Below are 23,401 nucleotides of genomic sequence, written 5' to 3' on the forward strand. Positions count from 1 at the left end.
CATACCGCCAGAGTGTTACGCGTCGGACAGCCCGGAGAGGATTTGTTCGGCCGCCGCCGATGGGCTGAGGTGGCCCGCACTGACCTGAGCGCCAAGATCGCTCATCCGACTGCGCATCTGTGGCGTTTCGAGACGCGCAAGCAATGCGTGGCGTACCTCTTGCTCGAACCAGTATTGTGCCTGTGTGGCGCGGTTCAATACCCAATGCCCGGCTTCGCGCCGCCAGGTTGTCAGGGCCTGCATCTCGTCCCAGGCCTGTTCCAGCCCATGCTCTTCAACTGCTGAAACGGTCATGGCCTTGGGAAACCCTTCGGGGTCCTGCGGGCGTTTGCGCAGCAGACGCAGCGCGCCCGCGTAATCGGCGCAGGTGCGGGTTGCAGTCGCTTTCAGGTCGCCATCGGCCTTGTTGATCAGGATCATGTCGGCCATCTCCATGATGCCGCGCTTGACGCCCTGCAACTCATCTCCACCCGCCGGGGCCAGCAGCAGCAGGAACAGGTCAGACATCTCGGCCACAACGGTTTCCGATTGGCCCACACCCACGGTTTCAATCAGCACTACGTCAAAACCAGCCGCCTCACAAAGTGCAATCGCTTCGCGTGTGCGGCGCGCCACGCCACCAAGATGGCTCTGGCTGGGGGACGGGCGGATAAAGGCGTTTTTCTCGCGGCTCAGCCTTTCCATGCGGGTCTTGTCGCCCAGGATCGAGCCCCCCGAACGGGCCGAGCTGGGGTCAACTGCAAGAACCGCAACGCGCAGCCCCAGCCCCGTCAGCATCATACCGAAGCTTTCGATAAAGGTCGATTTGCCTACACCCGGCGTACCCGACAGGCCGATCCGCAACGCCTGGTGTCCGGCGCCGCTCAATTGATCCAGCAGCGCAGTTGCCTGCGCTCGATGATCTTCACGCCCGCTTTCGACCAGTGTGATCGCACGGGCCAATGCCCTGCGCTCTCCGTTCAAGATCCTGTCGCCAAGCTCGGCAATGTTCATCGGTAAGTCCCCGGCTGGAATTTGCCCTAGATGAGGGGGGATGACCCGGTTTGTCCAGCCCCAACCGGAGCCGAGTTTGGCGACGCTGGACCTTGGCCGAGGCTTTGGCGATAAGGCGATATGACCCGGTTGCCCATTGATGACGCCATTCCCGATCTTCTGAACGCCTTGCGAACGCATGGGCGCGCGGTGCTGCAGGCGCCGCCGGGTGCGGGCAAGACAACCCGCGTGCCGCTTGAGATGCTACAGGCCGGTCTGTGCGAGGGCCGGATCGTCATGCTGGAGCCCCGGCGGCTGGCCGCCCGCGCCGCCGCCGAACGCATGGCCGAGACGCTGGGTGAACCCGTGGGCCAGACCGTGGGCTATCGTGTCCGTGGAGACGTGAAAGTTTCAAAGGCGACGCGCATCGAGGTTGTGACCGAAGGTATCCTGACACGGATGCTGCAATCCGAACCTGACCTGCCCGGCGTAGGTGCTGTGATATTCGATGAATTCCACGAACGGTCCCTGAACGCCGATCTTGGGCTTGCACTGTGCCTTGAGGTGACTGGAGCGTTGCGCGATGACCTGATCTTGCTGGCGATGTCCGCGACGCTGGATGCTGAACCGGTGGGCCAGCTGATGAACGCGCCTCTGGTGACATCCGAAGGGCGCAGCTATCCGGTCGAGACCCGCTGGTTGGACCGGCCTTTGGGGCCGCAGGCGCGGCGACTGGACGCGCTGATCGATCTGGTGGTGCGAGCCGAACGGGAAACCAAAGGGGGCATGCTGGTGTTCCTGCCCGGTGAAGGTGAAATTCGGCGGGCCGAGGCGGCTTTGGCCAGCCGTCTACCCGACACCTGTTCAGTGCGGCCTTTGTTCGGAGCACTGCCCTTTGCCGCCCAGCGCGCGGCGATTTCGCCGGTTAAGCAAGGTCGCAAGGTAGTTCTGGCGACGTCGATTGCCGAAACCTCGCTGACTATTCCCGATATCCGCGTGGTGGTCGATATGGGGCAAGCCCGGCGGGCGCGGTTCGATCCCGGATCAGGCATGTCGCAGCTGGTGACCGAGCGGGTGACGCGGGCCGAAGCGACGCAGCGCGCAGGCCGCGCGGGGCGTGTGGCCGAAGGTGTATGCTATCGGCTGTGGTCGAATGGCGAAGAAGGTGCGCTGGCCGCCTACCCGCCTGCCGAAATCGAGGCTGCCGATCTGACCGGGCTGGCGTTAGAATTGTCGCTCTGGGGCGCAGAACCGGGTGATCTTGCATTTCTGACCGCGCCGCCCGAAGGCACGCTGGCTGAGGCGCGCGCGTTGCTGGCGATGCTGGGTGCCCTGGATGGCAAAGGTAGGATCACCGAACATGGGCGGGCGCTGGCGGCGCTGCCGCTGCATCCTCGGCTGGGGCACATGCTGCTGCACGCGGGACCTGAGGCCGCGACACTGGCGGCGCTGATGGCGGAACGCGATCCGCTAAGGGGTGCTCCGGTCGATCTGTCTTTGAGGCTTGAGGTGCTGCGGGACGTGCGCGCGTTTCAGCGCAATCGGGTCTGGCAGGTCAACATGGGCGCGCTGGATCGGATCAAGGGCGAAGCAAAGCGGTTGCGCGCGCAATCTAAGGATGCGGGCGGTCTGAGCCCGGCAGCGATGGCGGCGCTGGCCTATCCTGATCGCATCGGACAGCGACGCAAGGGAGATGTCCCGCGTTATGTCCTGTCGGGTGGCAAAGGCGTCGTGCTGGAAGCCGGTGATACGCTGGCGGGTGCACCTTATCTTGTGGTGACGGATACGGATGGGAACCCGCGTGAAGCGCGCGTGCGCATGGCAGCGCAGATTTCCGAGGGGGAAATTCGCGATCTATTCGGCGATCAGATCGCGTGGGTCGACAGCTGCGACTGGTCGAAACGCGAACGCCGTGTCGTGGCGCGCAGGCAAGAGCGGTTCGGAGCAATCACGCTGGACGACCGCATCTGGAAAGATGTCCCCGAGGATGCATTGGCGCGGGCGATGTTGGACGGGGTGCGCGATCTGGGTGTGCGGCTGAACGGGGCCGCAGCGCGATTGGCCGCTCGGGTCGAGTTGATCCGCGCGGAAGGCGCTGATTTGCCGGACTTCTCGGAAACCGGGCTGATGGATACGCTGGAAGACTGGCTGCTGCCGATGCTCTCGGGCGTGCGCAATGCCGATGACTGGAAGCGGTTCGACCTGCTGCCCGCGCTGCGTGCCCGGCTGGACTGGGAACAGATGCATGAACTGGATCGGCGGGCGCCGGGCTCGTTTGTGACTCCGTTGGGCCGCAAGCTGCCAATTGACTATGGCGGTGCGGTGCCCGAAATCTCGGTTCGGCTACAAGAGGTATTCGGCGTTACGCAACATCCGGTGGTTGGGGGCGAGCCTTTGAAGATCACGCTGCTGTCACCGGCCCAGCGACCGATCCAGATCACCCGTGATCTGCCCGGATTCTGGGCCGGGTCTTATGCGGATGTGCGCAAGGACATGCGGGCGCAGTACCCAAAACATCCCTGGCCCGAAGATCCAACTCAGGCGGATCCGACGCTGCGCGCGAAGCGGCGCAAAGGCTAAGCTGATCAGGTGGGCGTTGATAAGCCTCATTGGCGGAAACGGCGGAAAGCGCACAAATTGCTGCAAAAATACACGAAACACTGAAAGTTCAGGCCATATTTTGCGGTTATCCGAGGGCGGTATTGTTAACTCAGCAATACATGATTATGTAACTTCTTCGAATTACAAAAAGAATACGCCCGAGCAGGCCTGACATGACGACATGGATACGCAACATCTGGGAAGAGGTCGCGCGACCGCTGATCCAGCGCCCAAGCCGGGTGCAGGTTGCTGCGTTGTGTACCCGCAAGGCAGGTCCCGGTGACGACGTTTTGTTAATCACCAGTCGGGGCACCGGACGCTGGATTATCCCCAAAGGCTGGCCCATTGATGGGCTCAACGGGCCGGAAACCGCATTGCGGGAAGCCTGGGAAGAGGCTGGAGTGCGCGCGACTGAGGTGCAGAAAGATCCCGTTGGTCATTACTCTTACGACAAAAGGTTGGATGACGGCACGGCGTTGCCGGTGATCACCAGCGTTTATCGGATCGAGGTGACCGATTTGGCGGATGTATTCCCCGAGTCCGATCAGCGTAAGCGCTGCTGGGTGTCCCCGAAGGTGGCCGCCGAACGCGTGCAAGAGCCGGAATTGCGCGACTTGCTACTGCAATTGTAACAATATTGTAAAAAACTGATGACAAAGGTTGCCGCGCCCATTGGAACCGTTTAGCGGCGGGCATCATTCAAAACAGCCGTTGTGAACCGATGTCAGACCACCCCACCAAAGCCCGTTGGCACGCACTGGACCGCGACCTGCAGCGTATCTCGCGCGTTGAGCACGCCAATGCCCAAGTATCGCGTCCTCTGTTGGCCCCCGGAATTGCACTGGCCTTTATCGCGCTGGCAGGTTTGGCTGCAGCGCTTCTGTTCGGACGGGCCGATGGTGGCGTGATCGTTGTCGCAGCTGCGGCATTCGGCGCTTACATGGCGATCAATATCGGTGCCAACGACGTAGCCAACAATATGGGCCCGGCAGTGGGGGCCAATGCTCTGACCATGGGCGGAGCCATCCTGATTGCCGCCATCGCAGAAAGCGCAGGCGCGTTGCTGGCAGGGGGGGATGTGGTTTCGACCATCTCTAAGGGCATCATCGATCCGATGTCGGTGCAGAACAGCAATGTGTTCATCTGGGCGATGATGGCGGCCCTGATATCGTCGGCACTGTGGGTCAATCTGGCTACCTGGGTCGGGGCACCGGTTTCGACCACGCATTCGGTGGTCGGCGGCGTGATGGGTGCCGGCATTGCAGCAGCGGGCCTGAGCGCGGTGAGTTGGGGCACGATGAGCGCGATTGCCGCCAGTTGGGTGATCTCACCCGTTTTGGGCGGGATGATTGCAGCCGCCTTTCTGGCATTGATCAAACACAAGATCCAGTATCAGGACGACAAGATCGCGGCAGCGCGGCGCTGGGTGCCCATTCTGGTTGCCGTGATGGCAGGGGCGTTTGCCACCTACTTGTCGGTCAAAGGCCTGAAGCGGATCGTCAAAATTGATCTTCAATTTGCCCTTTTGATCGGTCTGACCTTTGGCGGCCTGGTCTGGGCTGCGACGGTACCGTGGGTCAAGCGCAAGTCTGAAGGGTTGGAGAACCGGACCCGGTCGTTGAAGACATTGTTTGGTCTGCCTCTGGTGATTTCGGCCACATTTTTGAGCTTTGCGCATGGGGCCAATGATGTGGCCAATGCGGTGGGTCCATTGGCGGCGATCGTGCATGCGGCCGAGTTCGGAGATTTTGCCACGAAAGTATCGATCCCGACATGGGTCATGGTGATCGGCGCGTTTGGCATCTCGTTCGGCCTATTCCTGTTCGGTCCCAAGCTGATCCGTATGGTCGGCAGCCAGATCACCAAGCTGAACCCGATGCGGGCGTTCTGTGTCGCGCTATCGGCGGCGATCACGGTCATCGTCGCCAGTTGGCTGGGTCTGCCGGTCAGTTCGACTCATATCGCGGTTGGGGCCGTCTTTGGTGTTGGCTTTTATCGGGAGTGGCATGCAGAACGGCGGTGGAAATACTCGAACCGCCAGCGGCCTGCAGAGCTGCGACTGGCGCGCGAGGAACGGCGGCGGCGCAAGCTGGTGCGGCGGTCGCATTTCATGACCATCGTGGCGGCCTGGGTGATCACGGTACCGGCAGCGGCAGTGATGTCGGCGCTAATTTTCTGGGTTTTGACTGCGTTCGCTTGATCGGATTTTGCGAGGCTCTGCCTCGCGCTCCGAGGTATTTTAGGCCAGATGAAGAGACGGATCAGGTTATGATCTGGTCGACTGTGAGCGGCGTGTCCGGTGATTGGTGGATGAGTTGAGAGACTCGGCTATTGATCGGGGTTGGGATCGCGTACTGTTGGCCGAGTTTGATGATTTCGCCCTGTAGACTGTCGATTTCGGTCGGGCGTCCCGCCGTCAGATCATAAGCCATCGAGGTGCGCGCGTTTGGGTCGATGATCAGCATTTTTGCCGCAATTCGTGTAAAAATTGGCGTTGGCAGACGTAGAATGTGCGGTGTCATCCATGCGGGTAGTGGCGTTGTGGAGGTGGCCTCGATCTCGGCGACTTTCAAAACACGCTGCGCCTCGGCCATCTGATCAGCCATCAGGCGACGCCAGTTTCGGTCGAGCAGTTGGTTTTGCAAGGTCAGGCCGGACAATGCGTTCAATGCATTGTTGAGGTTGATCACCAGCTTACCCCATTGCACTGCCTCGATCTGGTCTCTTTCGCTGACGGGTAGATCTGGGGCGCTTAGGCGTTCAGCCAGAGACCGGGAGCCATGCTCGATGACGATCTCGCCCGATGTGGCGCGGTGATAGGTTGCCGGGCCCGTCGGCACCACGTTGAACGGCACCATTCCAGCCCGAACGTCGCGTCCGGGAAGAGCGGTGCGCAGGGTGCGGGCGTTCTCGAGCCCATTCTGCCAAGACAGAACCGGGGCCGTTTCCGTGGCGTATGCGGCGATCAGCGCTGCCATCTCGCCGGTCGCGCCTGTTTTTACCGTGACGATGACCAACTCGGCATCCCCGAGACAGGCAGGGTCTTCGCTGAGCGTGAGTTGTGCGGCGGCGACGTGACGATGCAGGTTCGAGAAATCTGTCACCGTCAGCCCCTGTCCCCGGATGGCGTTCAGCACCCGCGCGCGACCCAGCAGTGTCACGCTGTGTCCCGCTGCGGCCAGCAATGCGCCGCAAAAGCAGCCAATGCTGCCTGCACCGGCGATGACGATATTCATGGCTTACCTCCGCTGTGCCTCCAAGGATCGCCGGGATCGTTCAACGGAGCCAGCGTGACGTGAGGTCAGACGCGGGCGCGTCTGGGTCGGGTGCGTTCGAGGTCTTCCGAGATCGGAATGAACTCCAGATCATCACCGGGCGGCAGGTGGAAGGCGCCGTTCGCCCAGTCGGCAGTTTTCCATTCGCGTGTGGCCGTTTCTATCTTCTCCTTCGAAGAGGAGACGAAGTTCCACCAGATGTAGCGATCTTCGTTCAAGGTCGCGCCGCCCAGCAGCAACAGCCGCGCACCCAGTGGTCCGGCCTTCACGGACAGGTGATCGCCGGGGCGGAAGACCATCATGCGACCCGCCTCAAAGCTGTCGCCTGCGATCTCGACCGAGCCTGTGGTGACATAGACACCGCGATCCTCGTGATTGTCGGGCAGCGGGAAGGAGGCACCCGGTTCTAGCTGGACGTCGAGATAAAAGGTCTCGGACAGCATGGTGACCGGGCTGGTTTCGCCATAGGCGGAACCAAGGATCAGGCGGGCGCTGACGCCTGCATCCTGAATATGAGGCAACGCGCCCTGTTTGTGGTGTTCGAAATCGGGGGCCATATCTTCGTGCGTTTCGGGTAAGGCGATCCAAGTCTGGATGCCAAACAGGCTGTGTTTCTTGCCGCGTGTTTGGTCACTGGTACGTTCGGAATGGGTCACACCACGCCCAGCGACCATCCAGTTGACCTCGCCGGGATAGATCATCTGATGCGTGCCGAGACTGTCGCGGTGTTCAAACTCGCCCTGATATAAATAGGTCACGGTACCAAGTCCGATATGGGGATGCGGCCGTACGTCAATACCGCCTTCGGTGATGAATTCGGCCGGACCCATTTGGTCGAAGAAGATGAAGGGGCCGACCAGTTGCCGTTTGACCGAGGGTAGCGCGCGGCGCACCTCGAACCCACCCAGATCACGGGCACGGGGGATGATCAGGCTGTCCAGCGCCGGGTTCTCGGACCGGCAGTCGGGGGTATGGGTCGGATTCCAGCTCATTCTCGCTCTCCCTTGGGTCAGGATCTGGCTTGGGCTTCAATATGTTTGATAATGTGGAATATAGTATGATTTATTATCTGGCATAGCGCATGAGTGCACATATACAGTGCACGATGGGCGGAAACGGCGGAAACGCTCACGTGACGGTGATGAAATGACCCGATCTTCAGACCAGCTTAACTCGGCTTTCGCAACAAACGTGCTAGATTGAGTATCAGGCCAGACAACATGCCCGTTATCGAAAGGAGCCCTCTCGATGTCGCACGTTCTTCTTACCCGCCGCAGCGCGTTGGTTACGGCGGGCTGTTTTGCAGCGCTAGGCACGGCCGGGCTGACCACGCCCGCGCGGGCGCAGGGCGTTGCACCGACCCCGTCCATGCGGGGCGGATCGAACAACTATCGCCCCGGCGCCCCTATTGTGCAGCGCATCGGCGGCGGAGGTTTCTGGATGACCGGCACCGTGCGCCGCGCAGGCGACGGAGCCCCCTTGCCCGGCCAGCGTATCCAGATCTGGGCGCATACGACCGAGGGGCACGAGCGCGACCAGCGCAGCCATGGGGCGACGCTGACGGATGCGAACGGTGAATTTCGGCTTGAGATGCCACAAATCGTGCCCGCCTTTGGCCAACCGCATGGGCATCTCGCCTATGACAGCGGCGAATTCGAAACGGTTTTCCTGCGCCCGGTGATGTCGAGCGCGAAAGACAAAACGCTTGCAGCGCATTTCGTCTTGCAGCCTGCCTGATACGTGTTGAGGCGCATACTGATCTGGGCAGCGTTGATTGTCGCCCTTCTGGTGCCGGTTATCGCGGCAGCATTCAGCCCTTATCTGGCGTGGCGCGAGCCGATCTACATCCTAGCCGGGTTTGCGGGCATCGTCGGGATGTGCCTTCTGCTGATGCAACCCTTGCTGGCCGGACGCTGGTTGCCTGGGCTTTCACCTGTGCGCAGCCGCTTATGGCACAGGCGGTGCGGTCTGGCCCTTGTCGCAGCGATCGTAATCCATGTGGGCGGTTTGTGGATCACGAGCCCGCCGGATGTCGTGGACGCGCTTCTATTCGTATCAGCCACACCCTTTTCCGTCTGGGGTGTGATCGCGATGTGGACGGGTTTTGCTGCAGCAACGATGGGCGTTCTGCGCCTACGCCTGAACCTGCGATTTCGGCTCTGGCGTCTGGGGCACACAGGACTGGCGCTGGTAACCATACTGGGCAGTGTCGTACACGCCCTGATGATTGAGGGCACGATGGAGATCATGACCAAGATCGCATTGTGTGTGCTGGTAGTTCTGGCGTGCGTCGCTACGCTCGCCAGATTACGGGTCTGGGAAGTGTCCCGACGCGCTTAGTCCTCCCATACGCATACCGGGGCCGCGTCAGGCTGACAGGCGTTTGGCATAGGTCGCGCGATCTATTTCAACATCCCGCACGGTGATGCTGCCGACCGTGGGCGCAGACGCAGCCAGAACATTCAGAATGATCGCGTTCAACTCGACGCGCGTTGCCTCATCACGGCCCTGCAGCAACAAGAGCGTGGCATGAATGAAGGTCTGCGGTTCGGTCCCGATGCGGAAATACGGAAACGAGGTGGCGCGGATTTTGAGTGTTGGGGCATCGAATTCTTCATGCGCGGCGAGCACGGAATAGAGCTGCTCACAGATGGCTTGAAAATCATGAGTTTTTTCGAGCCCGGCAGAGAATTCCAGAGTGATGTGTGGCATTGGTTGCTCCGAGATTTAAGAGAGCCATCTATGGCTCTCCCAGATTGCTGTCGGCCTCAGACGCCCAGACACCAGCGCATCACGGCTTTTTGCGCATGCAGGCGGTTTTCGGCCTCGTCAAAGATCACCGAGTTCGGGCCGTCCATGACCTCGGATGTGGCCTCTTCTTCGCGGTGCGCGGGCAGGCAGTGCATGAACAACGCGTCTGGCTTGGCATGCGACATCAGCTCGGCGTTGACCTGATAGGGGCGCAGCATGTTGTGGCGGCGCTCCTTCGCGGATTGGGAATCGTGCATCGAGACCCAGGTGTCGGCGACTACAAGGTCGGCACCCTCAACAGCTTTGTGCGGGTCCCGTTCGATCACGATTTTCGAGCCCTTCTGGCGTGCAAGCCCCATGAATTCTTCTTCCGGGTCCAGCTGCGCCGGGCCGGTGAATGTCAGGTCGAAACCGAATTGACCGGCGGCATGCAGAAATGAAGCGCAGACATTGTTGCCGTCGCCGGTCCAGACGACCTTTTTTCCTGCGATGGGGCCGCGATGCTCTTCATAGGTCAGCACATCGGCCATGATTTGGCAGGGATGTGTACGATCGGTCAGACCATTGATGACGGGAACGTCCGAGTATTCGGACATCTCGGTCAGGATGGTTTCATCAAAGGTCCGGATCATGATCATGTCGACATAGCGCGACAGGACCCGGGCGGTGTCGGCGATGGTCTCGCCATGGCCCAGCTGCATGTCCTTGCCGGACAGCACCATGGTCTGCCCGCCCATTTGGCGCACGCCAACATCGAAGGACACACGGGTCCGCGTTGATGGCTTTTCAAAGATCAGCGCAACCATGCGGCCTGCCAGAGGCTGCTCGTCGTCGGGGGCGGCTTTGGGACGCCCAAGGCGCGCCTGTTTCATCGCTCTGGCCTGATCGATCATGTTCCGCAGATCACCTGCGTCAGTTTTGTGGATATCAAGGAAGTGGTTCATTTTAATTCACTTTTTAATCAGGCGAGTTCAGGCCGAAGCCATTGCGTTTTCGACTTGTGCCGCAGTTTTCTCGAGGCGGATCAGGGCTTGTGCGATGTCATCCTCGGTGAGGGTCAGCGGCGGCAGCAGCCGGATCACGTTATCAGCAGCAGGGACGGTGATGACCTCGTTGTCATAACCTGCATTGACCACGTCGATATTGGCGGGTTTGCATTTCAGGCCTAGCATCAGGCCTGAGCCGCGCACCTCCTCGAATACTTCGGGGTGGTCCGCGATCAGGCCTTCGAGCTTCTGACGCAGCAGGCCCGCCTTGCGATTCACCCCTTCGAGAAAGGCCGGAGTGGCGACCTGATCGATCACCGCGCAGCCTACAGCGCAGCCCAAGGGGTTGCCGCCATAGGTCGAGCCGTGGGTACCTGCCGTCATGCCGCTGGCGGCCTCTTCGGTGGCCAGAACCGCACCCAGAGGAAAACCGCCGCCGATGCCTTTGGCGACCATCATGATATCCGGCGTGATGCCGGCCCATTCATGGGCAAAGAGTTTGCCGGTCCGCCCAACGCCGCATTGGACCTCATCGAGGATCAGCAAAAGGCCGTTATCATCGCAAATCTGGCGCAAGGCTTTCAGCTCTGCATCCGGAATGGGGCGGATGCCGCCTTCGCCCTGAACCGGTTCGATCAGGATGGCTGCCGTGGTGTCGGTGATGGCGTTGGTGACACCGTCGAGGTCTCCGAATGTCAGATGCACAAAGCCGGGAAGCAGCGGTCCAAAGCCTTTGGTCATCTTCTCGGACCCGGCGGCGGCGATACCCGCCGATGACCGGCCATGGAATGAGCCGTCGAAGGTGATGATCTCGACCTTCTCGGGCTGACCTTTGTCATAAAAATACTTGCGGGCCATTTTGACGGCCAATTCGCAGGATTCGGTGCCCGAATTGGTGAAGAACACCGTATCGGCAAAGGTGTGTTCCACCAGCTTGTCCGCCAGTGCCTGCTGTTGCGGGATGTTATAGAGGTTTGAAACATGCCACAGCGCATGCGCCTGTTCCGTCAGGGCCGCCACCAGCGCCGGATGCGCATGACCCAGCGCGTTTACCGCTATGCCCGCGCCCAGATCCAGAAAACGTCGGCCATCCGCCTCGGTCAGCCAGGCGCCTTCGCCCTTCACGAATGTCAGGGGCGCGCGGTTATAGGTCGGCAGAACGGACGGGATCATCGGATCATCCTTTTCGAATAGCTTGAGCCCTGTGAGTGATACACTGGGGCCATGGTCGTCAACTGATTTGGTGGGGTTTGCGCGGATTTGGACAGCGCAAATGGATCAAACGGGCCGATTATGCGGTCAGGCGTCGGCGTCGGAGGCGCAGGGTATGTGCGGTATTGATCATGTGAAGCCATATAGCGGGGCGCACCGGGTCTGAAAACCCCGTTTTTGCGATCGGGGCAAAAATCATTCTGAGACCGGGATTTACCGCTTGTCATTTACCCGACGCTGGCGCACGGCTGAACCATGACACCGATACGTCAGAATCCTGCCCTTGCGGCCCTGCTGATCCTTGCGGCCAGCGCCTTTCTCGCAGGGACCACATTGCTGGCGAAAGCACTGGGGACGGATGTGCTTGGCCCTGCCCTGCATCCTATGCAGATCAGCCATGGGCGGTTTCTATTTGCCTTTCTGGTAATCGTGACAGCCGTCGGCATCATGCGCCCCCGCCTGAGCCGCCCGCATTGGGGTCTGCATATCGGACGGACAAGCTTCGGCTGGCTGGGGATCACGCTGATGTTTGCATCCGTTGCTTTCATACCGATTGGGGATGCGACGGCTATCTCGTTCCTGAACCCGGTCTTTGCCATGATGTTGGCGATCCCGCTGCTGAAAGAAGGTGTCGGCCCGTGGCGCTGGTTGGCCGCCATCGTGGCCTTGATCGGTGCCTTGGTTCTGTTGCGTCCAACGCCCGCTAGCTTTCAACCCGCTGCATTACTGGCCCTGACCGCAGCAGTGATAATTGGGATGGAACTGATCTTTATCAAAAAGCTCTCGGGCCGAGAAATACCGATCCAGATTCTGCTGATCAACAATGCGATGGGTCTGACCATTGCGACAGTCGCGGTAAGTTTCGTTTTCCAGATGCCGACGCCTCAGCAATGGGCGGCGCTGGCCTCGATTGGTGTGCTAATGGCCTGTGCGCAGGCTTGTTTCGTCAACGGAATGGCGCGGGCGGATGCCTCTTTTGTGGCTCCGATCAGCTATGCTACGCTGATCTTCGCTGCCTTCTACGATTTCGCGGTATTCAAGGTGATACCGGATGGGATCAGCCTGATCGGCTCGGCCATCATCCTGACCGGAGGTCTGATTCTGGTCTGGCGCGAGGCGATACACCGTCAGGCCTTGAGCCGGTAGCCGGTGCGCAACATCTGCCAGGTCAATCCTCCAACCAACAACGTCGCGCTGGCGCAGATCGCCATGCCCAACCAAGGAGAGCTGTCGGACACGCCGATCATCCCATAGCGCAACCCGTCAATCAGATAGAAGACCGGGTTCGCATGGCTTAGCCGATTGAGCACTGGCGGTAGCGACTGCACAGAATAGAAAGTGCCGGACAAGAAAGCCAAAGGCGTGACGATGAAATTGGTGATAGCCGCCATCTGGTCGAACTTGTTGGCAAAAATCCCGGCAAAAAGCCCAAGCGCGCCCATGAACGCGCCGCCTAAAACCACGAATATCAGTGCGATCATCGGGTTCTGCGGCACGATGCCCAGAACCAACGCCAGAGCGATTGCGACGACAAGGGCGATCAGGATACCGCGGGCGATGCCTCCGGCCAGATAACCCAACAGGATTTCCAGCGGCGATAGCGGCGGCATCAGCGTATCGACGATATTGCCCTGAACCTTGGCGATCACCATCGATGACGATGTATTGGCAAAGGCGTTCTGAATCACGGTCATCATCATGATGCCCGGTGCCAGAAAGGTCAGAAACGGCACCCCCATCACATCCGGTCGGCTGGGACCAATGGCAATGTTGAAGATCAGCAGGAACAGGCCTGCCGTCACCAGCGGTGCCAGCAGGGTCTGCGTCCACACGGCCAGAAAGCGCAGGGTTTCGCGCTGCGCCAGTGTATAGAGGCCCATCCAATTCACCGCGCCAAAGCGGCGTGCGTCGTGATCCATGAGATTATGCATGCTCTGCCCCATACCTGATTCGAAGACCGCTTGTAACTCGGGCCGCAGTGTTTAGAATAGGGCGCTGAGATGATTTCCCAAGGCGGCCCGAATCCGGGGCCGCTTTCCGCTTTTGAAAGGCAAATGATGTCCTGGACTGACGAGCGTGTAGAGCTGCTGAAAAAGATGTGGGGCGAGGGCCAGTCGGCCAGCCAGATCGCCAAGGAACTGGGCGGCGTGACCCGCAATGCGGTGATCGGCAAGGTGCACCGTCTGGGTCTGTCGAATCGCGCCACCGGTGCAAGCCCGGCAAAGGCCGAGCCTAAGGAAAAACCGGCCCCCGCGCCCAAGGCCGAGGCCAAACCGAAACCGACACCCAAGACTGAACCGGCCCGTCCGGTGCCAGCCCCTGAGGCCAAACCGGTCACCCCGGCCCGTCGCCAGATCATACCCGCCGGCCAGCCGCTGCCTCCGCAACCGTCGGCCAATGAGATCAGCCCCGAGGCTTTGGCCAAGGTCAACGAGATTGAAAAGAAGGCCAAGAAGCTGTCTTTGATGGAGCTGACCGAAAAGACCTGCAAATGGCCCGTCGGCGACCCCGCGACCGAGGATTTCTGGTTCTGCGGCCTGCCGGTCGAGGCAGGCAAACCCTATTGCGAGGCACATGTGGGCGTGGCGTTCCAGCCGATGAGCTCGCGCCGGGATCGTCGGCGGTAATTCTTAGAAATGACAGCGGGGGTTGGCCTTGATTGGCCAGCGCGCGATCGACATTAGTCTTCGGAACGGGTGCTTTCCGTATAGTCGGATAGCAATGATCGGGCGTGTTGAGCGTGGCGCGACACCAGCTGTTTCTGACGCGCGTTGTCCGGCACCAGATAACTGGTATCCGAGAGGCTCCCGGTCGAAATGCCCGAAAACAATACAGTAAGTTCCTCGACCATTGCAGGAGGGAGTGAATTCAACGCTTCCTGTCCTATCAGCAAGCTCTCGGTCGGGGCACCCTCGGCGATAATCACTTCGTGCGTCGCCAGGACCAGATGGAAATACGTGACGCTGTCTACGGTTTCATCGACATAAACCCCCGGCAGATCGGTCAGCCTTATCGCGGCGACCAGAACCTCAGAACGACCGAACATGCGTTTCACAATCGCCGAGGACACCAGCATGCGATGCTGACGCGAGACAAGCAGATCACGTCGGGGCAGGCCTTGTCCAAGTGCGCCCGCGCAAATTCGCACTGGATAGAGTTTCGGATTGCGGCGCAACTCGCGCGCAGTGAGTGAACGGCGCATGATCTGCAGCAAAGGCTGATTGCCACCCCGCGCCAGCAAAAGCAGCTGGCCAGGCTTCAGATCTTCTACCGGCACCGCACCCAAATCAGTGGATACGAGTGTGCCCGCAGTCAGGCAGGGGATGCTGCCCGGGGTGGGATCGGTATTGACTGTATATGTACCGCCATTGTCGGTCGAAATCAGGGAATCGCCAGCGCCGGCCTGCCCGATGACTGTCGATTGCATACCGTTGGCCGGGCCAGTGTTCGCAGTGATCGGGCCGGGACTTGGAGGATCGCTGAAAGAATTAAACTGATAAACCGTTGTACCTTCGGAAAGCGAGATACCATTGGTTTTACCCAATCCGTTAAATGTGCCGGAACTTGTCGTGTCGATGACATAGATATCGCGACCGGCAACCGTTGTCGGCGTGATACCGGCCAGAGTATTGGTGGTTCGGATCGAGCCATTGCTCAAATAGATCGTCACGACCAACCCCGAGACATCCGTACCAGCGTCAACCGCGACCTCGATAAAATCCAGGGTCGGGCCACCTAAGTATTTGAGCTCAGAAAAGTATGGATCCGGCATAAATCACATGTCTTTCGATGATGCTAAGACGTCCACCCGGCACTGACGGGACAGAAATGCTGTGGCTGCTGTTGATACATCTTTCGTAGGAAGGCAAGCTGTTGCTTCTGTCACTGCGCCGGATGCGAAGGCAGATTTGGCATCGGCACCCATCGGGGTAGTTCCTCGGGCGAAACCGAGACATGCAGTTTCTCTGACCGGTCACGCCCTACTTTGCGATGCTTGCGCAGCAGGAAAATCTTACCCCAGCCACGCCAGGTGCCCACGGATTGCGCATGCGGATCGGTAGGGAAACGGTCGCGCCAACCTTCGGGCAGGGGCAGGCCGTGCAGCTCGGCCTTGTCCAGCATCCAGATCAGGGAGATGTTGCTGAGAGGGCGGGCCTCTTCGAACCCGTTCAGCTGGCCGCCAACATCGCCGTGGGTGCCGCGGAACCAAACCTGCTCGATATGGCCTTTGAAGTCAGGCGTGCATTTCCACAGCACCGGCTCGAACACTTCGCGGGTCTCGTCCAGCGCCATGGCGTGATAGCCGTGGCGGGTGGCCGGGCCAAGCTGGTGGTTGTGGAAGGCGTGGCGTTCCTCGGCCCAGCGCCAGAGCAGCGGCAGGCGCAGGCCCAGCGCCTTGACCGTGTCCCAGACGCCGACCATCTCGATGGCGACATCCTCGTGACAGAACTCCCGACGAAAGACCGCCGCCGCTTCGCCATTGGCGTTACATTCATAGTGTCGATAGGCCTGTTTGATATTGCGGACAGTGGCGTGTTCGGCCTTGAGCAACCCGATAGCATCGATCACGCCCGCAAGGCTGCGGACCCCGTATGCGCCGCGTGAATAGCCGATGAAAAAGATCTTATCACCGGGTTTGTAACGCGAAGCCAAATAACCATAGGCCCGACGAATCTGACGGTTGATACCCCGCCCCATCATCACGTCCATAGTCGACTTCCAGCTTTCCCACTGCACGCCGGATTCGTAGAAAACCGAAACCTGGCTGCCCATCTCGCAGCACAGGCGCAGGGTCTGGCCCGCGTGGGTTTCCCGCCCTGCTTCCAGCGTCGACATGGTGCCGTCAAGAATGATGACATGGCTGACAGGTTCGCGGTGGCGCGTTTCGGCCGAGTGCTCGGACCGCAGAGGCCGTCCGAGCCATCCCAGTACCTTTCTACTCAGCCGCGACAGAACCATGCGTCAACAATTCCCAAACTTTGTGAGGTGTGAAAGGCATATCCGCCTGCCGCACCCCGTGATCCCAGAGCGCATCCTGTACCGCGTTCGCCACTGCGGCCAGTGCGCCCACGGTGCCTGCCTCGCCACAGCCTTTCATCCCCATCGGGTTGGCGGTTGACGGAACCGGCGCCGAGGTAAACTCTATCATGGGTATCTCAGCAGCGCGGGGCAAGGCGTAGTCCATGAACGAAGCCGTGAGCAGTTGCCCCGCGGCATCATGAACAACATGCTCGGTCAGTGCTTGGCCGATACCCTGCACTACCCCGCCATGCACCTGCCCCTCGGCCAGCATCGGGTTGATAAGATTGCCGAAATCATCCACCACCGTGTAGCGGTCGACCCATGTTTCACCAGTGAAAGAATCGATAACGACTTCGGCAACATGTGCACCATTGGGATAGCTGCGTGCATCTAGCGTGGCGCGGGCTTCGTGATGCAACAGATCCGTGCGTCCGTCCGCGCGCGCCATCTCGGCCGCCTCGGTCAGCGTGGGGGTCAGGTTGGACCCCGGCGCGCGGAAGGTTTCATGGTCGAAGGTCACATCGATTTCCTCGATACCCATCTTATCCGCAAGATAGGGCGTGAATGCGGCGATCATCGTATCAACTGTGACCAGTGTCGCGTTGCTTTGGGTCGTTACCGAGCGTGATCCGCCGGTTCCGCCGCCCTGCGCCAGCCTGTCCGTGTCGCCTTGCACAACATTGATCAGGTGCGAAGGAATCCCTGTCTGGTCCGAAAGGAACTGGGCATAGACGGTCTCGTGCCCTTGCCCATTGGACTGAGTGCCGACATAGAGGTTCACCGTTCCGTCCTCGCAAAACTCGATCTTCGCGCCTTCGGAAGGGTCTCCTAAAATACTTTCGATATAGTAACAAAGCCCCTGACCCCGGATCAGACCGTTTTCGGCATCCGCCGCCTTGCGGGCCTCAAAGCCCGTAGTCTGTTCGGCGGCGCGGCTGAGGACCATGTCGAACTCACCCACATCATAGGTTTCGCCGGTTGCGGTCTTATAGGGGAAAGCTTCGGGTCGGATGAAATTCTTGCGCCGTAACTCCCACGGATCAAGCCCCAACTCACGCGCAGCACGGTCCATGACGCGTTCCAGCACATAGATCGCCTCGGGTCGCCCGGCACCGCGATAGGCGTCGACCTGCGTGGTGTTGGTGAAGAATCCTTCGACCCGCAAGTAGGTGGTCTGAACATCGTAGACACCCATCAAAACCTTACTGAACAGGCTGGTCTGGATCGCCTGCGCGAAATGGCTGTTATAGGCGCCAAGGTTGATCTTGCTGTGGACCCGGTAAGCAGTGATCTTGTGATCGGCATCAAAGGCGAGCTCCGCCAGTGAGGTCAGGTCGCGGCCGTGGTGATCGGACAACATCGCTTCGGACCGGTCCGACATCCAGTGCACCGGCTGGCCCAGTTTCATGGTAGCAACAGCAACGGTGAAATATTCGGGATAAGGCATCGCCTTCATACCAAATCCGCCGCCGACATCTGGCGTAGTGACGCGGATCGCCTCGGGGTCCAGTTTCAGCTTTTGTGCCAGTTGCGCTTTCATCCCCCAGACACCCTGCCCGCCATATGAGAAATGCATACGGCCATCCGACCAATCGGCCTGACAGCCACGCGGTTCGATCGAGCTCACGATGACCCGGTTGTCATGCACGTTCAGCGCGACGGTGCGCGCCGCTGCCTGAAAGGCGGCATTGGTCGCCTTCTCATCACCCAAGCCCCAGTCAAAGGCGCGGTTGTCGGGGGCTTGTGGATGCAAAGGTTCCCCACCCGCAGCGACATCCATCTTGACCGGCAGGTCCTCGGTTTCCATCCAGATCAATTCGGCTGCATCGCGGGCCTGTAACAACGAGTCGGCAATGACGACCGCAACGGGTTCTCCGACGAAACGCACGCGGTCCTTGGCCAGCATGTTCCGCTCGGACGCAGCGCCTTGACTGCCGTCGCGGTTGGCGACTGTAGTCGCGTTCATCACCGTATCGATCCCGGCAGCAGTCAGATCTTCCAGCGTCATGACCAAGCGCACCCCATCCGCTGTACGTGCATCTTCAAGGTCCAGCGACGTGATCGTGGCATGCGCCACCGGGCTGCGAAAGAATGCTGCGAACAGCGCATTCTCGGGCACAGAATCGTCCATGTATTGTCCCTGCCCGGTCAGAAACCGCTGGTCCTCGGTCCGTTTGATGGGCTGGCTTTTGCCGAATTTTTCCATGAGATGATCCTCTGGCTGCCTGAATGCGCGACCCTAGCGTGAAGCAGGACCTTGTCCAGTGGCTGAGAAAATTAACCCCGCACGGTCTGAAAGCGACATTCATGTCTGGAAACAGCGTTGCGCGCCGATCTGGGCCGCGCCTAGGCTGAACCTAAATTCAGTCGAGTGGAGGTTTCCATGCCCAAAGAAATCAAGCTGACGAATGGCCGATTGGACAGCCAAAGTGCCGAGGCCTATTGGGATGATGGGTTTATATTTCCGATCCCCGTGTTCTCTGCCGCAGAAGCCGCCGGGTACCGTGCCGAGTTGGAAGATGTCGAGGCCAGCTGGCGCGAGGCTGACCTGCCGCTACCCCTGAACATGTACAAACGCATCAACGCGCATGTGGTGATGCCATTTGCCACTCGCATCGCGTTGGACCCGCGCGTTTTGGACGTTGTCGAAGGTGTTTTGGGCCCAGACCTGCTGTTGTGGTCGGCTGAGCTGTTCATCAAGGAACCGCGCACGACGCAAGTGGTGGGCATGCATCAGGACCTGACATATTGGGGCATGGGTGAAACCTCGGACCAGTTGACCGCCTGGATCGCGCTATCCCCTGCGACGGTTGAAAGTGGTTGCATGGATTTCGTGAAGGCCAGCCACAAGAACCCGATCCTGCCGCATAATGATACGTTTTCCGACAACAACTTGCTGTCGCGTGGGCAAGAGGTGGCGGTCGATGTCGCAGAGGAAGACAAAACCCATATCGAGCTGCAGCCCGGCCAGATGTCGCTGCACCATGGGCTGACCATTCACGGGTCAGGGCCGAACGTATCTGATGATCGTCGAATTGGCCTGGCTATCCGTTATCTCAACCCCAATGCGCAGCAAAAAGTGGCGGATCGCGACTATGCCATTCTGGCGCGGGGCGAGGACCGGGTGGGGAATTTCATCCATATCCCTGAGCCGACCGAGCTGTTTGCTCCTGAGGCGCTGGACCTGCACGCGCGCATCCGCAGCGATCAGGCCAAGGCGATGGGGCAAGGGGCCAGCGAAAAGCTGGATCTTTATGCGCCCGCCCCATCAAATCCCGGCTGATCATTGCAGGACCGCCGCGCAGGGCCTTCCCCTTCCTGCGTCCATTCGCTATTGCAGGCGCTGACCCGATATTGTTGACGCAGGACGCATCCCATGGCGATGGAAAAGACATTCAACGCGGCCGAGGCCGAGGCCCGCATCTATCAGGCCTGGGAAGCGGCCGGAGCCTTCAAGGCAGGCGCGAACAAATCGCGCGACGAGAGTTTTACCATCATGATCCCGCCACCGAACGTGACGGGTGCGCTGCATGTGGGCCACGCGTTCAACAACACGCTGCAGGATGTTCTGACCCGCTGGCACCGGATGCGCGGGTTCGACACGCTATGGCAGCCTGGTCAGGACCACGCTGGTATCGCCACGCAGATGCAGGTGGAAAAGATGTTGGCCAACACCCAGCAGCCGGGACGTCGTGAGCTGGGACGTGAGGCGTTTCTGGACAAGGTCTGGGAATGGAAGGGAGAATACGGCGGCACGATCATCGAGCAGCTCAAGCGCCTGGGCTCGTCCTGTGATTGGTCGCGCAACGCCTTCACTATGGCGGGTGCGCCGCGTGACCCGCGCACGGGCCACGAAAATTCTGCGAATTTTCACGACGCGGTGATCAAGGTCTTTGTCGACATGTACGAAAAGGGCCTGATCTATCGCGGCAAGCGGCTGGTCAATTGGGACCCGCATTTCGAGACCGCAATTTCGGACCTTGAGGTCGAGAATATCGAAGTTGCAGGCCACATGTGGCACTTCAAATACCCGCTGGCGGGCGGCGAGACCTATACCTACGTCGAGAAAGATGAGGACGGGAATATCGTGCTGGAGGAAGAGCGCGACTATATCTCGATCGCCACGACTCGCCCCGAAACCATGCTCGGCGACGGCGCAGTTGCGGTTCACCCATCGGATGAGCGCTATGCGCCCATCGTCGGAAAACTTTGCGAAATCCCGGTTGGCCCGAAAGAGCATCGCCGTCAGATCCCGATCATCACCGATGATTACCCTGATCCAGATTTCGGCTCGGGCGCGGTGAAAATCACCGGTGCACATGACTTCAACGACAATATGGTCGCCAAGCGCGGCGGCATTCCAATGTATCGCCTGATGGACACCAAAGGCGCAATGCGCGCCGATGGTGCGCCTTATGCCGAAGAGGCGGACAAGGCGCAGGAATACGCGCGCGGGCGTGAGTTCACCGAGAACGAGATCGACGCGATCAACCTGATACCTGATCATCTGCGTGGCCTCGACCGGTTCGAGGCACGTGCGAAGGTGGTTGAGGAGATCACTGCAGACGGTCTGGCTGTCATGACTCGCGCGGATGATCAACGTCTGGGTTCGACCGCTTTAAAGCCGGAACACGAAGGCGCGGACAGGCTGGTGCCGCTGGTCGAAAGCAAACCGATCATGCAGCCCTTCGGCGACCGCTCGAAAGTCGTCATCGAGCCGATGTTCACCGACCAATGGTTCGTCGACGCCGCCAAGGTCGTCGGCCCTGCGCTGGACGCGGTCAAGGACGGCACGGTCAAGATCATCCCTGAATCGGGCGAGAAGACCTATTACCACTGGCTGGAAAACATCGAGCCCTGGTGCATCTCGCGCCAGCTGTGGTGGGGGCATCAGATACCGGTTTGGTATGGCCTCGATCTCTCGGCTGAGAATTTCAAGGACGACGAAAACGACGGCGACCTTGATTTGGTCGAATTGGGTCGTTTGCTGAACGAAGGCGGCATGCTGCATCGTGGCAATGTCATGGAATGCGCGGCAAGCCTTGAGGCAGTTACAGAGAAATTCCTCGACGACAATGCCAACATACCCAGCCCGCTGAGCCACGCGACGGTCATCGAAGTTGCCGATAAGCAGGAAGCGATCCATCAATTCGCCGAAAGCCTTGCCCTATACGCAGTCGAACAAGACCCGACCAAGCTGGTCTACCCGGTCTGGCGCGACCCCGACGTGCTCGACACATGGTTCTCTTCCGGCCTCTGGCCTATCGGCACGCTGGGCTGGCCCGAAAAGACCGAAGAGTTAGAGCGCTATTTCCCAACCGATGTGTTGATCACCGGCTTTGACATCCTGTTCTTCTGGGTCGCGCGGATGATGATGATGCAACTGGCCGTAGTGAACGAGATCCCGTTCCACACCGTGTATCTGCACCAGCTCGTCCGCGACGAGAAGGGCAAGAAGATGTCCAAAACCACCGGCAACGTGATCGACCCGTTGGAGATCGTGGACGAATTCGGTGCTGACGCGCTGCGCTTTACCAATGCCTCGATGGCGGCTATTGGCGGGGTACTGAAACTGTCGCGCGAGCGCATCACAGGTTACCGTAACTTCGGCACCAAACTGTGGAACGCCGTCCGCTTTGCCGAGATGAATGAGGTCTTCACCGACGCTGTCCCGCAACTGGACGTGGCTGACCTGAAACCCAAAGCCGCCGTGAACCGCTGGATCATCGGTGAAACCGCCCGTGTGCGGGAAGAGGTCGACGCGGCGCTGGAAAGCTATCGTTTCAACGACGCGGCCAACGGGCTTTATGCCTTTGTCTGGGGCAAGGTCTGCGACTGGTATGTAGAACTGTCGAAACCCCTGCTGCAAGGCGATGACGCCGAGGCACAGGCCGAAACCCGCGCCACCATGCGCTGGGTTCTGGATCAGTGCATGGTCCTGCTGCACCCGATCATGCCTTTCATCACCGAAGAACTCTGGGGCCTGACCGGCACGCGGCCCAAAATGGTTGTACACGCAGATTGGCCGACCTATGCGGCTGCCGACCTGATCGACGCGGATGCGGATCGAGAAATGAACTGGGTGATCTCGGTGATCGAAAACACCCGCTCGGCCCGCGCACAGATGCGGGTTCCTGCTGGCCTCTACGTGCCGATGCTGGTGACGGAGATTGACGCGCACGGCCAAGCGGCATGGGACCGCAACGAAGCGCTGATCAAACGTCTGGCGCGGATCGACAGCCTGACCAAGGCGGATGAACTGCCCAAGGGCACGATCTCGATTGCCGCCCCCGGTGCCTCCTTTGGCCTGCCACTGGCGGACATCATCGACATTGGTGCGGAAAAGGAACGGCTGGAAAAAGCCAAAGGCAAGTTGGCCAAGGAACTCGGCGGTCTGCGCGGACGCCTGAACAACCCGAAATTCGTGGCATCGGCCCCGGAAGAGGTTGTTGCGGAAGCCAAAGCTAACCTTGCCGCCCGCGAAGAAGAAGAAGCCAAGCTAAACGAAGCTCTCGCCCGTTTGGCTGAAATCGCCTGATCTTTTTCCTGCTGCTGATATATTGAAATCGAACCTCACCACCC

At 59.9% G+C, this 23,401-nt stretch carries 19 protein-coding genes; 9 read left to right on the top strand and 10 right to left on the bottom strand.

Annotated elements, in window-relative coordinates; genetic code table 11:
* Positions 1-15: 15 nt before the first annotated feature.
* Positions 16-993 carry a methylmalonyl Co-A mutase-associated GTPase MeaB gene (gene meaB / locus ACR0DE_RS17125; RefSeq protein WP_480754413.1) on the bottom strand — a complete coding sequence of 326 codons (978 nt, stop codon included), beginning with the start codon at positions 991-993 and terminating at the stop codon, positions 16-18.
* 120 nt (positions 994-1,113) lie between these two features.
* On the opposite strand from meaB, the gene hrpB reads away from it, so the two are divergent.
* The 3 genes from hrpB to ACR0DE_RS17140 all read left to right on the top strand — a co-directional run bounded on the left by hrpB (position 1,114) and on the right by ACR0DE_RS17140 (position 5,773).
* Positions 1,114-3,552, top strand: a complete 2,439-nt coding sequence (hrpB, locus tag ACR0DE_RS17130; RefSeq protein ID WP_480754414.1) for an ATP-dependent helicase HrpB — start codon at positions 1,114-1,116, stop codon at positions 3,550-3,552.
* A gap of 194 nt (positions 3,553-3,746) precedes the next feature.
* Complete coding sequence (locus ACR0DE_RS17135) at positions 3,747-4,205, top strand: NUDIX hydrolase (RefSeq protein ID WP_170404203.1); 459 nt, start codon at positions 3,747-3,749, stop codon at positions 4,203-4,205.
* An 89-nt stretch (positions 4,206-4,294) separates the two neighbouring features.
* On the top strand, positions 4,295-5,773 hold the full coding sequence (locus ACR0DE_RS17140) for an inorganic phosphate transporter (protein WP_170397220.1): 1,479 nt from the start codon (positions 4,295-4,297) through the stop codon (positions 5,771-5,773).
* Positions 5,774-5,834: 61 nt separating this feature from the next.
* Here ACR0DE_RS17140 and ACR0DE_RS17145 read toward each other — a convergent pair whose 3' ends face one another.
* Together ACR0DE_RS17145 and ACR0DE_RS17150 are read right to left on the bottom strand one after the other, a co-directional pair.
* Positions 5,835-6,809, bottom strand: coding sequence for a 2-dehydropantoate 2-reductase (locus tag ACR0DE_RS17145; RefSeq protein ID WP_480754415.1), 975 nt, complete (start codon positions 6,807-6,809; stop codon positions 5,835-5,837).
* Positions 6,810-6,874: 65 nt separating this feature from the next.
* Positions 6,875-7,840, bottom strand: a complete 966-nt coding sequence (locus tag ACR0DE_RS17150; protein ID WP_480754416.1) for a pirin family protein — start codon at positions 7,838-7,840, stop codon at positions 6,875-6,877.
* A gap of 256 nt (positions 7,841-8,096) precedes the next feature.
* Between ACR0DE_RS17150 and ACR0DE_RS17155 the strand changes: the two genes are divergently transcribed.
* Together ACR0DE_RS17155 and ACR0DE_RS17160 are read left to right on the top strand one after the other, a co-directional pair.
* Positions 8,097-8,585 (top strand): peptidase associated/transthyretin-like domain-containing protein, encoded by a 489-nt coding sequence (locus ACR0DE_RS17155; RefSeq protein WP_170397223.1) that lies wholly within the window; start codon positions 8,097-8,099, stop codon positions 8,583-8,585.
* 6 nt (positions 8,586-8,591) lie between these two features.
* Positions 8,592-9,188, top strand: coding sequence for a ferric reductase-like transmembrane domain-containing protein (locus ACR0DE_RS17160; RefSeq protein ID WP_480754417.1), 597 nt, complete (start codon positions 8,592-8,594; stop codon positions 9,186-9,188).
* 27 nt (positions 9,189-9,215) lie between these two features.
* On the opposite strand, the gene ACR0DE_RS17165 is transcribed toward ACR0DE_RS17160, so the two are convergent.
* Genes ACR0DE_RS17165 through ACR0DE_RS17175 form a run of 3 tightly spaced genes read right to left on the bottom strand, consistent with a single transcriptional unit; the run spans position 9,216 to position 11,758 of the window.
* Entirely contained in the window at positions 9,216-9,560 is a 345-nt protein-coding gene (locus tag ACR0DE_RS17165; protein ID WP_480612811.1) for a 5-carboxymethyl-2-hydroxymuconate Delta-isomerase, read from the bottom strand.
* Positions 9,561-9,616: 56 nt separating this feature from the next.
* A complete protein-coding gene (gene argF, locus ACR0DE_RS17170) occupies positions 9,617-10,543 on the bottom strand; it encodes an ornithine carbamoyltransferase (protein ID WP_480612809.1) in 927 nt (308 codons plus the stop codon).
* 27 nt (positions 10,544-10,570) lie between these two features.
* Complete coding sequence (locus tag ACR0DE_RS17175; RefSeq protein ID WP_480612807.1) at positions 10,571-11,758, bottom strand: acetylornithine transaminase; 1,188 nt, start codon at positions 11,756-11,758, stop codon at positions 10,571-10,573.
* A 294-nt stretch (positions 11,759-12,052) separates the two neighbouring features.
* Here ACR0DE_RS17175 and ACR0DE_RS17180 point away from each other — a divergent pair, with 294 nt between their 5' ends.
* Positions 12,053-12,943 carry a DMT family transporter gene (locus ACR0DE_RS17180; RefSeq protein ID WP_480754420.1) on the top strand — a complete coding sequence of 297 codons (891 nt, stop codon included), beginning with the start codon at positions 12,053-12,055 and terminating at the stop codon, positions 12,941-12,943.
* Here the strand turns inward: ACR0DE_RS17180 and ACR0DE_RS17185 are convergent.
* The gene (locus ACR0DE_RS17185) at positions 12,925-13,728 is read right to left on the bottom strand and encodes an ABC transporter permease (protein ID WP_170612164.1); all 804 of its coding nucleotides are present in this window, start codon (positions 13,726-13,728) and stop codon (positions 12,925-12,927) included. The genes ACR0DE_RS17180 and ACR0DE_RS17185 overlap by 19 nt on opposite strands.
* 126 nt (positions 13,729-13,854) lie before the next feature.
* Between ACR0DE_RS17185 and ACR0DE_RS17190 the strand changes: the two genes are divergently transcribed.
* Complete coding sequence (locus tag ACR0DE_RS17190; protein ID WP_170397240.1) at positions 13,855-14,424, top strand: GcrA family cell cycle regulator; 570 nt, start codon at positions 13,855-13,857, stop codon at positions 14,422-14,424.
* 53 nt (positions 14,425-14,477) lie between these two features.
* On the opposite strand, the gene ACR0DE_RS17195 is transcribed toward ACR0DE_RS17190, so the two are convergent.
* The 3 genes from ACR0DE_RS17195 to ACR0DE_RS17205 all read right to left on the bottom strand — a co-directional run bounded on the left by ACR0DE_RS17195 (position 14,478) and on the right by ACR0DE_RS17205 (position 19,025).
* A complete protein-coding gene (locus ACR0DE_RS17195) occupies positions 14,478-15,569 on the bottom strand; it encodes a Hint domain-containing protein (RefSeq protein WP_480754422.1) in 1,092 nt (363 codons plus the stop codon).
* Between the two features lie 110 nt (positions 15,570-15,679).
* On the bottom strand, positions 15,680-16,756 hold the full coding sequence (locus ACR0DE_RS17200; protein ID WP_170397244.1) for a DUF2235 domain-containing protein: 1,077 nt from the start codon (positions 16,754-16,756) through the stop codon (positions 15,680-15,682).
* Positions 16,734-19,025 (bottom strand): xanthine dehydrogenase family protein molybdopterin-binding subunit, encoded by a 2,292-nt coding sequence (locus ACR0DE_RS17205; RefSeq protein WP_480754424.1) that lies wholly within the window; start codon positions 19,023-19,025, stop codon positions 16,734-16,736. The genes ACR0DE_RS17200 and ACR0DE_RS17205 overlap by 23 nt, the downstream gene beginning before the upstream one ends.
* Positions 19,026-19,202: 177 nt before the next feature.
* Here ACR0DE_RS17205 and ACR0DE_RS17210 point away from each other — a divergent pair, with 177 nt between their 5' ends.
* Entirely contained in the window at positions 19,203-20,102 is a 900-nt protein-coding gene (locus ACR0DE_RS17210; RefSeq protein WP_170404230.1) for a phytanoyl-CoA dioxygenase family protein, read from the top strand.
* Positions 20,103-20,195: 93 nt separating this feature from the next.
* Positions 20,196-23,357 (top strand): valine--tRNA ligase, encoded by a 3,162-nt coding sequence (locus ACR0DE_RS17215; protein WP_480754426.1) that lies wholly within the window; start codon positions 20,196-20,198, stop codon positions 23,355-23,357.
* Positions 23,358-23,401: the final 44 nt, after the last annotated feature.

The organism is Ruegeria sp. C10, assembly GCF_056537805.1.

What these genes read in the sequence shown, in the direction of transcription:
- ACR0DE_RS17190 (WP_170397240.1), top strand. Translation starts at nt 13,855, where the DNA reads ATGTCCTGGACTGACGAGCGTGTAGAGCTGCTGAAAAAGATGTGGGGC.
- ACR0DE_RS17140 (WP_170397220.1), top strand. Translation starts at nt 4,295, where the DNA reads ATGTCAGACCACCCCACCAAAGCCCGTTGGCACGCACTGGACCGCGAC.
- ACR0DE_RS17200 (WP_170397244.1), bottom strand. Translation starts at nt 16,756, where the DNA reads ATGGTTCTGTCGCGGCTGAGTAGAAAGGTACTGGGATGGCTCGGACGG.
- ACR0DE_RS17145 (WP_480754415.1), bottom strand. Translation starts at nt 6,809, where the DNA reads ATGAATATCGTCATCGCCGGTGCAGGCAGCATTGGCTGCTTTTGCGGC.
- ACR0DE_RS17165 (WP_480612811.1), bottom strand. Translation starts at nt 9,560, where the DNA reads ATGCCACACATCACTCTGGAATTCTCTGCCGGGCTCGAAAAAACTCAT.
- ACR0DE_RS17135 (WP_170404203.1), top strand. Translation starts at nt 3,747, where the DNA reads ATGACGACATGGATACGCAACATCTGGGAAGAGGTCGCGCGACCGCTG.
- ACR0DE_RS17155 (WP_170397223.1), top strand. Translation starts at nt 8,097, where the DNA reads ATGTCGCACGTTCTTCTTACCCGCCGCAGCGCGTTGGTTACGGCGGGC.
- hrpB (WP_480754414.1), top strand. Translation starts at nt 1,114, where the DNA reads ATGACCCGGTTGCCCATTGATGACGCCATTCCCGATCTTCTGAACGCC.
- meaB (WP_480754413.1), bottom strand. Translation starts at nt 993, where the DNA reads ATGAACATTGCCGAGCTTGGCGACAGGATCTTGAACGGAGAGCGCAGG.
- ACR0DE_RS17205 (WP_480754424.1), bottom strand. Translation starts at nt 19,025, where the DNA reads ATGGAAAAATTCGGCAAAAGCCAGCCCATCAAACGGACCGAGGACCAG.
- ACR0DE_RS17195 (WP_480754422.1), bottom strand. Translation starts at nt 15,569, where the DNA reads ATGCCGGATCCATACTTTTCTGAGCTCAAATACTTAGGTGGCCCGACC.
- ACR0DE_RS17180 (WP_480754420.1), top strand. Translation starts at nt 12,053, where the DNA reads ATGACACCGATACGTCAGAATCCTGCCCTTGCGGCCCTGCTGATCCTT.
- ACR0DE_RS17210 (WP_170404230.1), top strand. Translation starts at nt 19,203, where the DNA reads ATGCCCAAAGAAATCAAGCTGACGAATGGCCGATTGGACAGCCAAAGT.
- ACR0DE_RS17215 (WP_480754426.1), top strand. Translation starts at nt 20,196, where the DNA reads ATGGCGATGGAAAAGACATTCAACGCGGCCGAGGCCGAGGCCCGCATC.
- argF (WP_480612809.1), bottom strand. Translation starts at nt 10,543, where the DNA reads ATGAACCACTTCCTTGATATCCACAAAACTGACGCAGGTGATCTGCGG.
- ACR0DE_RS17175 (WP_480612807.1), bottom strand. Translation starts at nt 11,758, where the DNA reads ATGATCCCGTCCGTTCTGCCGACCTATAACCGCGCGCCCCTGACATTC.
- ACR0DE_RS17150 (WP_480754416.1), bottom strand. Translation starts at nt 7,840, where the DNA reads ATGAGCTGGAATCCGACCCATACCCCCGACTGCCGGTCCGAGAACCCG.
- ACR0DE_RS17185 (WP_170612164.1), bottom strand. Translation starts at nt 13,728, where the DNA reads ATGCATAATCTCATGGATCACGACGCACGCCGCTTTGGCGCGGTGAAT.